The organism is Acinetobacter sp. QJM3NY_42 (assembly GCF_056173745.1).
On the sequence record NZ_CM149689.1, the window covers coordinates 948,615 to 962,436 of the forward strand.

15 protein-coding genes and 3 tRNA genes are annotated in these 13,822 nt (G+C 40.0%); 7 read left to right on the forward strand and 11 right to left on the reverse strand.

What is annotated here, in order from left to right:
* The first annotated feature begins 13 nt into the window (after nucleotides 1–13).
* Complete coding sequence (locus AC0VYT_RS04420; RefSeq protein WP_005015137.1) at nucleotides 14–1,372, forward strand: diguanylate cyclase; 1,359 nt, start codon at nucleotides 14–16, stop codon at nucleotides 1,370–1,372.
* A 69-nt stretch (nucleotides 1,373–1,441) separates the two neighbouring features.
* On the opposite strand, the gene folE is transcribed toward AC0VYT_RS04420, so the two are convergent.
* From folE to AC0VYT_RS04445, 5 genes are all read right to left on the reverse strand, one after another.
* On the reverse strand, nucleotides 1,442–1,990 hold the full coding sequence (gene folE, locus AC0VYT_RS04425; protein ID WP_171053875.1) for a GTP cyclohydrolase I FolE: 549 nt from the start codon (nucleotides 1,988–1,990) through the stop codon (nucleotides 1,442–1,444).
* A 91-nt stretch (nucleotides 1,991–2,081) separates the two neighbouring features.
* On the reverse strand, nucleotides 2,082–2,771 hold the full coding sequence (locus tag AC0VYT_RS04430; RefSeq protein WP_005015133.1) for a Smr/MutS family protein: 690 nt from the start codon (nucleotides 2,769–2,771) through the stop codon (nucleotides 2,082–2,084).
* Entirely contained in the window at nucleotides 2,764–3,588 is an 825-nt protein-coding gene (trpC, locus tag AC0VYT_RS04435; protein WP_005015130.1) for an indole-3-glycerol phosphate synthase TrpC, read from the reverse strand. The genes AC0VYT_RS04430 and trpC overlap by 8 nt, the downstream gene beginning before the upstream one ends.
* Before the next feature lie 19 nt (nucleotides 3,589–3,607).
* Nucleotides 3,608–4,654, reverse strand: a complete 1,047-nt coding sequence (gene trpD, locus AC0VYT_RS04440; protein WP_005015126.1) for an anthranilate phosphoribosyltransferase — start codon at nucleotides 4,652–4,654, stop codon at nucleotides 3,608–3,610.
* 9 nt (nucleotides 4,655–4,663) lie between these two features.
* Nucleotides 4,664–5,248: an aminodeoxychorismate/anthranilate synthase component II gene (locus tag AC0VYT_RS04445; protein WP_005015125.1), complete on the reverse strand. Its 585-nt coding sequence runs from the start codon at nucleotides 5,246–5,248 to the stop codon at nucleotides 4,664–4,666.
* Nucleotides 5,249–5,978: 730 nt separating this feature from the next.
* Here AC0VYT_RS04445 and glnA point away from each other — a divergent pair.
* The 6 genes from glnA to AC0VYT_RS04475 all read left to right on the forward strand — a co-directional run bounded on the left by glnA (nucleotide 5,979) and on the right by AC0VYT_RS04475 (nucleotide 10,875).
* The gene (glnA, locus tag AC0VYT_RS04450; RefSeq protein WP_005404245.1) at nucleotides 5,979–7,394 is read left to right on the forward strand and encodes a type I glutamate--ammonia ligase; all 1,416 of its coding nucleotides are present in this window, start codon (nucleotides 5,979–5,981) and stop codon (nucleotides 7,392–7,394) included.
* 85 nt (nucleotides 7,395–7,479) lie between these two features.
* Entirely contained in the window at nucleotides 7,480–7,755 is a 276-nt protein-coding gene (locus AC0VYT_RS04455; RefSeq protein WP_005404889.1) for a hypothetical protein, read from the forward strand.
* Entirely contained in the window at nucleotides 7,748–8,260 is a 513-nt protein-coding gene (locus tag AC0VYT_RS04460; RefSeq protein WP_005015119.1) for a chorismate--pyruvate lyase family protein, read from the forward strand. Before AC0VYT_RS04455 ends, AC0VYT_RS04460 begins: the two co-directional genes overlap by 8 nt.
* Before the next feature lie 17 nt (nucleotides 8,261–8,277).
* Nucleotides 8,278–9,159: a 4-hydroxybenzoate octaprenyltransferase gene (gene ubiA, locus AC0VYT_RS04465; RefSeq protein ID WP_005015117.1), complete on the forward strand. Its 882-nt coding sequence runs from the start codon at nucleotides 8,278–8,280 to the stop codon at nucleotides 9,157–9,159.
* Between the two features lie 106 nt (nucleotides 9,160–9,265).
* A complete protein-coding gene (locus AC0VYT_RS04470; RefSeq protein ID WP_005015115.1) occupies nucleotides 9,266–10,573 on the forward strand; it encodes an alpha/beta hydrolase family protein in 1,308 nt (435 codons plus the stop codon).
* A gap of 98 nt (nucleotides 10,574–10,671) precedes the next feature.
* On the forward strand, nucleotides 10,672–10,875 hold the full coding sequence (locus tag AC0VYT_RS04475; RefSeq protein WP_034428789.1) for a hypothetical protein: 204 nt from the start codon (nucleotides 10,672–10,674) through the stop codon (nucleotides 10,873–10,875).
* Between the two features lie 37 nt (nucleotides 10,876–10,912).
* Here the strand turns inward: AC0VYT_RS04475 and AC0VYT_RS04480 are convergent, their stop codons facing one another.
* From AC0VYT_RS04480 to AC0VYT_RS04505, 6 genes are all read right to left on the reverse strand, one after another.
* A complete protein-coding gene (locus AC0VYT_RS04480) occupies nucleotides 10,913–11,356 on the reverse strand; it encodes a DUF2726 domain-containing protein (protein ID WP_005015110.1) in 444 nt (147 codons plus the stop codon).
* 57 nt (nucleotides 11,357–11,413) lie between these two features.
* A tRNA-Asn gene (locus AC0VYT_RS04485) sits at nucleotides 11,414–11,489 on the reverse strand.
* Between the two features lie 201 nt (nucleotides 11,490–11,690).
* Nucleotides 11,691–11,766 (reverse strand) — tRNA-Asn (locus AC0VYT_RS04490).
* A gap of 201 nt (nucleotides 11,767–11,967) precedes the next feature.
* Nucleotides 11,968–12,043: transfer RNA gene (locus tag AC0VYT_RS04495), tRNA-Asn, on the reverse strand.
* Nucleotides 12,044–12,188: 145 nt separating this feature from the next.
* The gene (locus tag AC0VYT_RS04500; protein WP_005015109.1) at nucleotides 12,189–12,815 is read right to left on the reverse strand and encodes a superoxide dismutase; all 627 of its coding nucleotides are present in this window, start codon (nucleotides 12,813–12,815) and stop codon (nucleotides 12,189–12,191) included.
* Nucleotides 12,816–12,964: 149 nt separating this feature from the next.
* Nucleotides 12,965–13,723 carry a Nif3-like dinuclear metal center hexameric protein gene (locus AC0VYT_RS04505; protein ID WP_005015107.1) on the reverse strand — a complete coding sequence of 253 codons (759 nt, stop codon included), beginning with the start codon at nucleotides 13,721–13,723 and terminating at the stop codon, nucleotides 12,965–12,967.
* Nucleotides 13,724–13,822: the final 99 nt, after the last annotated feature.

Below are 13,822 nucleotides of genomic sequence, written 5' to 3' on the forward strand. Positions count from 1 at the left end.
TGGAATCAATTGTATGAATGAACAATGTATTACCATGCTTGCCGAGCAATGGAAGGATATATGCGGGCAATATTCTGCAACTGATTTAAACTATACTGCCCAATTTATCCAAGATAACTCGTTTTTACTGGTCGATGAGTTTTATAAAAATATGATGCAGGAGAAAGAGGCATCCTATTTTTTATCTGATGAGATTGTACAAAGCCGCCTGAAAACTACATTAAATCAGTGGTTACTCGATTGTTTTAATATGCCGTTTAAACAAAATTATGAAGAAGTTGTACAACGTCAACTGGTGATTGGCAATGTGCATGCGCGTATCGGTATTCCATCTTGGCTAATCATGCGCGGAATACGTGAAATTGAAAAAAAAGTCTTTTCTTTGCAAGCTTCTAGAACCCAGCAAAATATTTATGCTGTAACCAACTATATTGTACAGAGCATTGGTTTTGCCTCTGAAATTATGTGCCGTTCCTACGAAGCAAATATTGAAATTAATAATGATATTAAACATACCTACCGTTTATTTTCTGCGATGCAGGATGTATCGATTCAAAAGGATAAACAGCGCAGTTCCTTGTTAGACTGGGAAAATGAGCTGATGTTTAAAGTATTTTCAGACAGTGCTAGCTTTAATCATCTGCTATTGTCCAAATCAGAATTTGGTCTCTGGTTTATTCATAAAGCAGCCTATGCTTTTTCTGGCACAGACCAGGTACAGATTATTATTGATCGCATATATGAGGTAGATAAACTTAATCTGGCGGTACTTGAGAGCCAGGATAAAGCCAATGCGATTGCCCTAATACAGCGGATTCGTGAAAAAAATCGTGAAATACAGCATCTGGTTGATCAGTTATTTCAGGTTTCCGAGTATATCGGCTCGGGTAATGATTCTTTAACCCAGCTACTTAATCGTCGTTATTTAAATACGATTATTAACCGGGAAATTAATTTTTCCCGTAAAAATGGTTCACCCTTAACTTTACTGGCAATTGATGCTGACCATTTTAAAGGAATTAATGACAAGTTTGGTCATGCAGCAGGGGATCTGGCCTTACAGTTTCTGGCTGAAGTTTTACTCGAATGTACCAAAGGCAGTGATTATGCTTTTCGTATAGGGGGTGAGGAGTTTTTGCTGTTATTGGTCGATAGCGACCTGAGCCGGGCTCAAAGCGTTGCTGAAAATATCCGTATGCGGATTGAAGAAACCGTTATACGGTCTACTATGGGTGTCAGCTTTAATTTTACAGTCAGTGTAGGCGCCGTATTATATGATGGGCATCCTGATTACCAACGCTTTTTAGATGCCGCAGATTCGGCTTTATATGCGGCTAAAAACAATGGTCGAAACAATGTATATATGGGATAAATAACGGCATTACCTATACAGCAAGAGATAAAAAAAGCCCTGCGTTTGCAAGGCTTTTTAATTTTAAGCTTAGTAACTTTCAGGCACAGCACTCAAGAATTCACGGCGAGCTTCTTTATCTGTTTTAAAGTCACCTATAAAAGAAACTGTGCGTGTAGTAGATTCCTGTTTACCTACGCCACGCATCATCATACACATATGTGCAGAGTCAATCATGACCGCAACACCTCGTGCTTGAGTCACTTCTGCTACTGCTTCAGCAATTTGTTGGGTCAAATTTTCCTGAATCTGTAAACGACGGGCAAACATTTCAGTAATGCGGGCGAATTTGGACAGACCCAAAACGTTACCTTCTGGCAAATAAGCAATATGTACACGGCCATAAAATGGCAGAAGATGGTGCTCACAGAGTGAATAAAATTCGATATTTTTAACCAGTACCATTTCACGGTTATCCGAAGGGAAAACCGCATTATTGGTCACTTCTTCCAGTGTCTTGCTATAACCTGACGTGAGGTATGAGAACGCTTTGGCAGCACGCATCGGCGTATCTTTAAGACCGGGACGATTCAGGTCTTCACCAACGGCGGTTAGGATATTTGCGTAGGATTGCTGCATAGACATAAGGCGTGTTCACTTACACTGGTTGAACAAGGGCGACATTGTAACAGAAAACTATCAAAAGTCTGAGAGTTAATAAGCATGCCAATTACTGTTTAAATTTCAGATTTTTTTCAGCACGCTTAAGTAGTACCAACACTGCGCCTGTACCGCCCTGATTTTCAGGTGCACTGACAAAGGCCAGTACATCACGGTGCTGACGCAACCAGCCATTTACATAGGTTTTAAGCACAGCTTCTGGACCTTTACCATGCACTATTTTGATGACATTCTGATTTTCATCTTTTGCCATCTGAATAATTTGCAAAACTGCTTCACGTGCTTCTTCTACCGTGCAGCCATGGAGGTCGACCGCTTCAAACCAGCGTAAATTTCCCGCTTTTAAGTCTTCAAATACCTTATGTTGCAAGGTCGCGATACGATAGCTCAGTTTAGACTGGCTTCCAACCGGATTTAATACAGCTTGGGTATCTGAGAGTTCAGCCAGCTCAACTTCACGCGGCCCCTCAGCAGCTGCACGTTTAGCCAAGATCTGGGCATTGGGTTTAAACTTTCGTGTTTTTTCCACCTGAGCAATATTACTACCCTGCAGAGGTTGTACACCCTGCAAGGCTTTTTTAAACAGATCCAAGTCTTCACCAGAGTCTTTGTCATCCCGGGCTGATTGAACTTCAGTCTGCTTCGCTTCAGGTGAAGACTGAGGAATAGAAATCTGCTTTCTAAACTGTTTCAGCAGGTTTTGCTGGTCTTTAGAAAGTGTAGAGTCTTTTTTACTCATAAGATAAGGTTTCAACTCTCTGTGGCTGACCGAACAGGGCTGTGAAAGCCTGATCAGGATATGGCTGCTTCATAAAACTCTCCCCAACCAGAAATGCATGAATATCATGTTCCTGCATTAGCCGTACATCATCCGGACTGGCAATACCGCTTTCTGTGACTAAAAGTCGAGAAGGGTCGAGTAGTTTCTTTAAACGTAATGATGTATTGAGGTCAACCTCAAAGGTTTTCAAGTTACGGTTATTTACGCCAAGCAAACAACGGTTTGAAAGCTGTAAAGCACGTTCCAGTTCATATTCATCATGTACTTCTACCAGTACATCCATTCCCTGTTCAAAAGCGGTTTGAGACATTTCTTCAAGTTGCTGGTCAGATAATGAAGCAACAATCAGTAAAATACAGTCAGCATGAAGAGCACGAGCTTCAATAACATTGTAGGGATCAATCAGAAAGTCTTTACGTAATGCGGGCAGGCCACAGTGCGTGCGTGCAATCTGGATATTTTCATCAGCACCCTGGAAAAAGTCGACATCAGTTAGTACTGAAAGGCAGGCTGCACCTGCTTGTTCATATTGCCGAGCGATTTCTGCAGGATTAAAATTTTCACGAATGATTCCTTTAGATGGAGAAGCTTTCTTGATCTCTGCAATTACACCAGGATACTTGCATGACAGTGCCTGCACAAAACTACGCACAGGTGTCGCGGCCTGTACCAGTTCTTCTATATCTTTTAAACTGCGCCGTTTTAAACGCGCAGCCAGTTCTTCAGTTTTACGGTTAACAATTTTACCAAGAATTGTGTTTGCAATATCTACCATGACTATTTATTCCTGACCGTTATACTTCGTACTGTTTCAAGGTTTTAGTAAATTCTGATAATACGCTCATTTTTTCAAGTGCCTGACCACCATAAATAATGTCATGTGCTAAAGCGACACCCTGTTTATAACTTTGGCTCAACCCGGAAACATACAGTCCCGCACCTGCATTTAGAGCAATCATCTGGGCAGCTTTTTCACCTACCGGTGTTTTCTTTTTGCCTAATGCGTTTTTAATTAACGCTAGACTTTCATCAGAACTGTTTACCACAAGACCAGTCAATGTCTGAGATTCTATCCCCACATCTTCAGGATTCAGTATCCATTCGGTAACTTCACCATTCTTCAGTTCAGCGACTGTAGTTGGTGCTGCAAGACTGATTTCATCCAGGCCATCTTTGGAATGTATCACCATGACATGCTCGGCACCTAATTGGTTCATTACTTCTGCAATTGGGCTACAAAGTTCATCAGAAAATACCCCAATTACAAAACGTTTGACACCGGCCGGATTCGTAAGCGGGCCAAGCAAGTTGAAAATACTGCGAATACCCAGTTCTTTACGTGGGCCTACTGCATATTTCATAGCTTTATGATGGTTAGGTGCAAACAGGAAACCTATTCCCATTTCACGGATACAGCGCTCAGTTTGCTGCATATTCAGATCAAGATTGATCTCTGCTTTTTCAAGCAGGTCAGAAGAACCAGACTTACTTGATACACCGCGGTTGCCATGCTTGGCGATTGTAGCGCCCGCTGCTGCAATAACAAATGCAGATGCTGTAGATACATTAAACAGATTCTGACCATCTCCACCTGTACCCACAATATCAACCAGATAAGGGATATCACTTACATCAATCTTAATAGCAAACTCACGCATAACTCGTGCGGCAGCAGTAATTTCATCAATACTTTCACCTTTCATGCGCAAGCCCATCATCAGTGCACCAATTTGGGCCTCTGTTGTACTACCTTGCATAATGCTACGCATGACTTCTTCCATTTGCGGCTGAGTCAGATGAATATTTTTTGTAATATGATTAAGAGCTTGTTGAATGTTCATATAAATCACTTAAGCGTAAATTTCTAAAAAGTTCTGGAAAATTTTATGGCCATGCTGACTCAAGATTGATTCAGGATGAAACTGCACACCTTCTACTGGTAATGTCTTATGTTTTACACCCATGATCTCTTCCATCGAGCCATCTGCTTCCTTCGTCCAGCAATTCACTTCCAGGCAGTCTGGTAAACTCGCTTGATCAATCACCAGAGAGTGATAACGAGTTGCTGAAAAGGGTGAAGGTAAATGACTGAAAATTCCAGTATCATTGTGATACATGTCAGATAGACGGCCATGCATGACAGTTTTTGCTCGTATAATCTTTCCACCAAATGCCTGTCCAATACTTTGATGCCCCAAACACACACCGAGTAAGGGAATTTTACCGGCAAAATGCTGGATGGCTGGAATAGAAATACCAGCTTCTGTTGGAGAACAGGGACCAGGACCGATCACAAGATACTTGGGTTGCCATCGCTCAATATCATCTAATGTGACACTATCATTGCGAACGACTTTAACTTCTTGATTTAACTCGCCAAAATATTGGACGATGTTATAAGTAAAGCTGTCGTAATTGTCGATCATTAGAAGCATGAGCTTTTAACCTTTTGAAATGTATACACCTACGTGTCTTTAATTCGGATGAACTCTAAGAAAATATTTAACTAAAAACAGGAAACCCAGATTTAGAAATAAATACAAAAGAAAAATTAGAGCGAACAATATCATAGCAAAAAATCATGAATTGCTGCTGAACTATTTCTATTATAGTGTTGAGGCTTATACTTAATATTAAAAAATCTGGTAAATTCTCTTAAATCAACAATTAAGGATGGCCTAAGACTTAAAAAAATCATGCATAGGAGGAATATAAAATAGTGAGTAACTAAGCTACAGCTACTATGAATTAAAAATAAACAGTAACTGTTGAAAGCTGGCTATGGCTATCATCAAAACTTTTGAGCTAACTTCCCGCTAGAAATTAAAAAATAAATAATTTATTAAATTTAGAATATCTATTAGAGCTCCTTAAAAATAAAATCATACAAAAATAACTAAACACAGTCTTAACTTCTAAAAAAATGCACTATTTTGGTTCAATAATTCTATTATTATGAATAAAGTAATTTAAGAATGATTGATGATAGTGCAATTCAATCTGCACACAGTATAATACCCGCATAGCTAAGGTTTTTTTAATCTTCACACTATTAAGAAATTCAAAGCATTAGCTTAGTATTCTAAAGTTGGTATGGGAATTGCTTTATATTGAGCAACTACTAACATGCACTCGATAAGTGCAACAAAATTTCATCGGAGCAAAATGAGCATGGCGAACAAGGTCCTTCAACTCATAGAAGAAAGTGGCGCAAAATGGGTCGATTTTCGCTTTACTGATACCAAAGGCAAGGAACAGCATGTTACTTACCCGGCAGACAGTATTGATGAAGATACATTTGAAGATGGCAAAATGTTTGATGGTTCTTCAATCGCTGGCTGGAAAGGGATTGAAGCATCAGACATGATTTTACGTCCAGATGCAGAAACTGGCTTTATCGACCCGTTCTTTGCAGAGCCAACAGTTGTAGTAACTTGTGATGTGATTGAACCATCAACTGGACAAGGCTATGAACGTGATCCACGCTCCATTGCTCGTCGCGCAGAAGAATATTTAAAATCTACCGGTATCGGCGATACTGCATTCTTTGGCCCTGAACCAGAATTCTTCGTATTTGACGAAGTAAAATGGGACATCGATATGTCTGGTGCACGCCATACATTGATCGCTGAAGAAGCTGCCTGGTCTACAGGTAAGGATTATGAAGCAGGTAACTCTGGCCATCGTCCACGTGTAAAAGGTGGTTACTTCCCAGTTCCGCCAGTAGATTCTTCACAGGATATGCGTGCAGATATGTGTGCAAAAATTGAAGATATCATGGGACCAGGCCGTGTAGAAGTACATCACCATGAAGTTGCATCATGCCAGTTAGAAATTGGTGTGAGCTTCAATACCATGGTGCGCAAAGCAGATGAAGTTCAACAGTTCAAATATGCAGTTTGGAATGTTGCACATCAGTATGCAAAAACTGCTACTTTCATGCCTAAACCAATGGTAGGTGACAACGGTTCAGGTATGCATGTGCATATGTCGATCTCCAAAGATGGCAAAAACCTGTTCGCTGGTGATGAATATGCAGGCCTTTCAGAAATGGCATTGTATTTCATCGGTGGTGTGATCAAGCATGCTCGTGCACTGAATGCAATCACTAACCCTTCTACAAACTCGTACAAGCGTTTAGTGCCTCACTTTGAAGCACCAATTATGCTGGCTTACTCAGCACGTAACCGCTCTGCTTCTATCCGTATTCCTTACGTGTCTAGCCCTAAAGGCAAGCGTATTGAAGCACGTTTCCCAGATCCAATGATGAACCCGTACTTGGGTTTTGCAGCATTGTTGATGGCAGGCCTTGATGGTATTCAGAATAAAATCCATCCGGGTGAAGCGGCTGACAAGAACCTGTATGATCTTCCTCCTGAAGAAGAAGCAAAAATTCCTACAGTTGCCCATAGCCTCGATATGGCTCTTGAAGCACTAAAAGAAGATCACGAATTCCTGCTAAAAGGTGGCGTGTTTACTAAAGATATGTTAGATGCATATATCGAACTTAAAACTGAAGATGTGCGTCGTCTTAATACGACTACTCACCCAGTTGAGTTTGATATGTACTACAGCCTGTAAATCTATTCTGAATTTCACTGTAAAAAGACCCGCCTTTGTGCGGGTTTTTTTGTATGATGCTGTAATTGATAAACGATATGATGTTATGGCACCACGCAAAAAAAATACTGGATTTTTTCCATGGATTGATCCTCAGGATCACAATAAAGGTTTTAAACTGAATTTTTCTGAAGTGACTTATATAGAAATAGGACGTACACCTGAAGGTTATAAACAGGCAGAATTTGTTGCACTGCGACATCCTGAATTCGCTCTGGACTATGATTATCCAAAAAGTTTTTATCTCACTACCGAGGGCTTGATCTTAAAGAAATTACCGAGCGGGACATATGTAGTCATTGCTAAAACAGATAATGGTTAATTATGAAGTTGGGAAAGTTGTGAGTTCAAAATATAAAAACAAGCATGCTGAGCAGATTCCTGCAGTATTAAAAACGTGGTTATATGCATCAGGTTCCTTAACCCGACAATTAACCGATCTGGCTGGTGGACAGTTTAGGGTCGAGACGCTTAATGAATATTTTCAACGCCCTAACTTCGCTGACAGCCAGTGGATGAAAATGCCAGCTCAGCATACTTCCTGGGTACGTGATACTTATTTATATGGCTGTGAGACACAGCCTTGGGTCAAGGCGAAAAGTATCTTTCCGATACTGAGCCTGCAAGGGCGGGCACGTTTATTTCAACACATTGGTCAAAAGCCAATTGGACATTTTTTATTTCAGCGTACCCGGCCTGCCTGTGAGCGGCGTGTAGTTTATCTGGAAGAGGGGTGGACCCGCCAGAGCTGCTATACTTGGCATGGCTGCAAATTTATTGTGCAGGAGACATTCCTGCCAGCTTTTGAGTACTTTATTCAGCAATAACCTCGTTAAGGACAGTCATGGCAACTGTGCATCAGATTACTTGGCGTGAGCGCCTGGAAGCTTATTACTATTTATGCCGTTTTGATAAACCGATTGGTACCGAACTGGTTTTCTGGCCAACCATGTGGGCACTCTGGATAGCTTCAAAAGGTATACCGGACCTAAAAATTCTCTTTATTATGACTTTAGGCGTAATTTTTATGCGTGCTGCCGGTTGTGCTATTAATGACTTTGCTGACCGGAAGGTCGATGCACATGTAGAGCGTACCAAATCCCGGCCTTTGGCAACTGGTATAATTAGTGCTAAAGAAGCGGTTTTAGTATTTCTGGTTCTGGTTGCTGCCAGCGCGTGTCTGTTATTTTTCCTCCCTGTTCAAACTTTTTACTGGTCATTTGGCGCTTTATTGCTTGCATTCATATATCCTTTCATGAAGCGCTATACTCATTTGCCACAAGTCTTTTTAGGTGCAGCTTTTTCTTGGTCTATTCCCATGGCCTATACCGCAGTGGGCCAGACACCAGATTTAATCTGCTGGCTGCTTTATTTTGGAAATCTGTGCTGGACTGTTGCCTATGATACGCAGTATGCCATTACTGACCGTGAATATGATTTAAAGATTGGTGTAAAATCTACAGCCATCCTTTTTGGTCGTTATGACATTCAAATTATCGTACTTTTACAGTTATGCAGCCTTATTCTAATTGGTACAGCACTGTATTTAGAAAATATTTTATTCCCATGGGCGATGATTGCTTTAGTTGTGGTTGCATTCGATTTTATATATCAAACAATTAAAACCAAGGACCGCAATCCCCAAATATGTTTTTGGGCATTCCGTCATAATCGTTGGGTTGGATTCATAATTTTTCTGGGAATATTGTTAAATTTTATATCGTAAAAACAGTACTCAGGTTGAAAAGTGTTCTATGCAGGACACTTTTTTTGTGTCTTAATATTTGTGCATAAATTTATGCAGAATAAATAATTGATAAAAAGGATATTTTATGAGACGTTCAAGAATTGCTTTAACTATAACAAGTTTAGTTTCGGCTTTATTTCTTACAGCCTGTAATGATGAGAATGACGATTATAGAGGGGTAAATCCGGATCAGACATTTATTTCTGAAAAGTCTTATTCTAAAGATAGCTTGAGTGGCGCTTCATCTATAAAAATCATGTCCTATAATATGGTCAATGTACAAGGAAAAACAGCGGAAGCCACTGCGCTAGTGATGTTCCCTAAAGTTACTCAACCTAAGGATGGTTATCGAGTAGTGGTTTGGGAACACGGTACTGTAGGCGTAGGGGATAGCTGTGCACCAAGCAATAATACTATTAATCCACGCTTCAAAATTTTAGCTGATACATTATTGGCAGCTGGTTATGTGGTGATTGCTCCGGACTACGAAGGTTTAGGTACTCGAGGAATCCATCCATACCTTAATTTGGGAAGTGAAGCTAAATCTGCAATTGCAGCAGTAAAAGCTGCTAAAGATCAGTACGGCAGTCAGTTGAATAGTTCATGGATGTCGATTGGGCAATCTCAAGGTGGGCATGCCTCATTAGGAACAGCTGAGTTTGCTAATAATGACAGTAACTATAAAGGAGCGGTTGCAGCAGCACCAGCTTCTAGCCTTGGCTATATTATTTCTGTAGTTGCACCACAGGCAATTCAAGATATTCTTGGGAGAGAACAGGCGGGTACTGCGCCTGTTGGCACAGCTGTAGAAGTATATGCCGAGTTACTTGCATATGCTGCATATACCACAGTGGGTATTACTGCTTATGAACCTAGATTTAATTATCGTGAAATCTTCCAGCAACGTTCTCAAAGTATAGCCGAGTTTGCAGAAGGCACTACGGGCGAAAATGGAGTGTGTTTAACTGATTTGCATAACAAATTCGCAGATGATATTCGTGATTTTCTTGCGACTAATGCTGGTAAAACAGTTATGGACTATCCTGGTCTCGCTGGTAATTTTCAAGAGAATCCAACAGTGAAGAAATTTTTGGCTGATAATCAGCCTGCTACCAAAAAAATTAATTCACCTGTCATGATTGTTCAGGGAACTGCTGATATGGCTGTACCATATCCTGTTACTAATACCTTACAAGAGGGACTTAAAAAAATGGGAACTGATGTGACATTTGTCCCTGTTAACGGAGCCGCTCATACTCAGGCGATTGTATGTAGAAATGCTGAAATTTATCAATTTGTACAATCTAAGATGCCAGCTAGAACCAATATAGTGCTTGATCCATCAATAATAGATGCAAGTAAAAATGTTGAATGTACTGGAGTAGCCCAATAATTTTTTATATTTAAAATATTCAAATTAAAAGGGTCTTAAAGAAGGCCCTTTTTTTGTTATATTGGGTCAGTTTTAAATTATTTATCTTTGATATTTCTATGACTAAAGAAACGGTGCAATCGAAAGCTAAATTATGGGTATTGATGGGACTGGGTTTATTGATTCCAATTTTTCTGGTCAGTATGGCTTATATTGCAGTAAACAGTGATGCCAAGAATCAGGAAAAGTACCGACAGCAACAAGCTGAACAACTGGCAAAAATCAAGGCACGTGAAGAAGCAGAAAAATTAAAGAAAGAATGAAATTTCAGGCAGAGTTATTAAATATATTCTCAAAAGCTTAAAGTATATCTTTTTGAAGCTGTCGAATAGTTGGAATTTCTGTATATCGTATAATCCTGTAGTCCGCTTCTTTGAGCATCGCATCCCGTTGTCGGTCTTCTTCTTCTTTATAAAGATGTGTAGGGTCATCAAGTTCAATTATGGCAATCACTTCAAACTGAGTGTTTAGAATGACAAAATCTGTAACTTTGCGATTAAATTTCTGACGGATTTTATAGTCATCGCTCGTAATGAGTGCACTAAATGCCACTTGAGCCAGTATATGCTGCTGTGGGAGAGCCTCTTTAAGGCGAATAAACATGCGCTTCTCAAAGGCAGTAATGACCGGTTTAGCCGAAAACTGCTTTTTAGAAGTAAGGTACTGCTGAAGACTTAAATATAGGAGTCCAAGACTTGCCAAGATACCAATAATTAGAAATGAATTATGAATAAATTCTGACACAGTAAGATCTTTCTATAAGAAAAAAGCCCACTTAAATAAGCGGGCTTTTTAGAATCTTGGCTCTCCCACCTGGGCTCGAACCAGGGACCTGCGGATTAACAGTCCGTCGCTCTACCGACTGAGCTATGGGAGAATCTGTGGGCTATTCTATGGAGGAAGAGATAAATGGTCAAGTGGAAATAGCTAAAAAATCATTAGATTTAAAGCGTTTGTTTTAAAAATATTCAGTAAGTGAATCTTGGCGAACAATAAGACCTATCAATAGGAATAACTTGAATATATTCTTGGCGTAATAAAAAAAAGCCCACTTAAATAAGCGGGCTTTTTAGAATCTTGGCTCTCCCACCTGGGCTCGAACCAGGGACCTGCGGATTAACAGTCCGTCGCTCTACCGACTGAGCTATGGGAGAATCTGTGGGCTATTCTATGGAGGAAGAGATAAATGGTCAAGTGGAAATAGCTAAAAAATCATTAGATTTAAAGCGTTTGTTTTAAAAATATTCAGTAAGTGAATCTTGGCGAACAATAAGACCTATCAATAGGAATAACTTGAATATATTCTTGGCGTAATAAAAAAAAGCCCACTTAAATAAGCGGGCTTTTTAGAATCTTGGCTCTCCCACCTGGGCTCGAACCAGGGACCTGCGGATTAACAGTCCGTCGCTCTACCGACTGAGCTATGGGAGAATCTGTGGGCCATTCTACGGATCAATTATATAGGCGTCAATTAAATAATTTATAAGAATAAACTGATTGATCTATAAATATTCATTTATAAAATAATGTAATAAAAAATCACCCCGCAGGGTGACTTTTTAAGGCAAGAGAAAGATTATTTCTCAACTCCAGCAGGCTGGCCTGCAAGTTTTGCATTTACATATTCCCAGTTTACCAGGCTTTCCAGGAAAGTAGAGATATACTTAGGGCGCGCATTGCGGTAGTCGATATAATATGCATGCTCCCATACATCAATGGTCAGAATCGCTACTTTACCATGAGCCAATGGCGTATCTGCATTTGAAGTTTTCATGATTGACAGGTTGCCATTTACTTCATCAGCCACTAACCAAGCCCAACCTGAACCAAATTGTGTAGTAGCCGCAGTTGCGAATTCTTCAGCAAATTTTTCATAAGAACCGAAAGCTGCATCAATTTTCTCGGCAACAGGACCAGTAGCTTTACCGCCACCATTTTTAGTCATACAGTTCCAGTAGAATGTATGATTCCATACTTGGGCTGCATTGTTAAAAATACCTGCTTTAGATGCATCACCCGCAGTTGCTTTGATGATGTCGTCCAGCTCTTTACCTTCGAGGTCAGTACCTTCGATTGCTTTAACCAGATTCACCACATAAGTGTTGTGATGTTTGTCATGGTGGAATTCTAAAGTTTCTTTACTAATGTGCGGCTCAAGCGCATCGTAGTCATAAGGAAGAGGAGGTAAAGTAATGGTTGTCATGTTCTAATTCCTTGCATTTGCTGGGTTATACAATTAAGTGCCTCTATTGTAATTGATTATCTGCATGGTAGGCCACGCTTTTTAAATAACAATACATAATAAAGGCCGAATTTATAAACTTGTAAACGATTCCAATCGTAACATAAGGTTCAAACCGGATTGTTCAGTTCATGATAATGATATTCGAGGGCAAACTGTTCAGCCAGTGCTTGACCTAAGCATTGTACACCATAACGTTCAGTCGCATGGTGCCCACAGGCATAGTAATGCACATCTAATTCCTGAGCCTCATAATAAGTTCGCTCACTAACCTCACCGGAAATATAAGCATCACAACCCTGAACAGCTGCTTTAGTAATGAAATCCTGAGCAGCTCCAGTACAAAAACCTATTTTTTGCACAGATAACTTTTCCGCAGGTAGATGAAGTACCTGGGTGTTTAAACGTTCTGCCAGATAATTTCTAAATGCTTCCGGACTTAATGCTTCTGGTAAATAACCAATGTTACCCACCGGATGCCGTTCAGATGGATCAAGTGCTTCAAGATGCTCAAGGCCAAGTAAATCAGAAATGGCAGCATTATTACCCAATGTTGGGTGTGAATCTAAAGGTAAATGAAAAGCGACAAGAGAGATGTTATTCTGTATTAAAGTTTTAATACGTTTGCCGCGCATACCGGTAATCGGATAGGGTTCGCCTTTCCAGAAATAACCATGATGAACCAATAACAGATCTGCTTTTTGTGCAATCGCCGCATCAATAGCTTCTTGTGATGCAGTAACTGCACACAAAATTTTATTTACTTCCTGCGAGCCTTCAATTTGCAAACCGTTCGGCGCATAGTCACGAAATTCGGAAGTTTTCAATGTCTGATCACACCATTGAAGAATATCAGTCAACCTGGCCATGATTTACCTTAATAATTAAACTGGACAATGGGATATAGAAACATATTTTATCTTGTAACTAAAGCCAGACAAAACTTTAGTGTGTTTTAAAGCGTATAT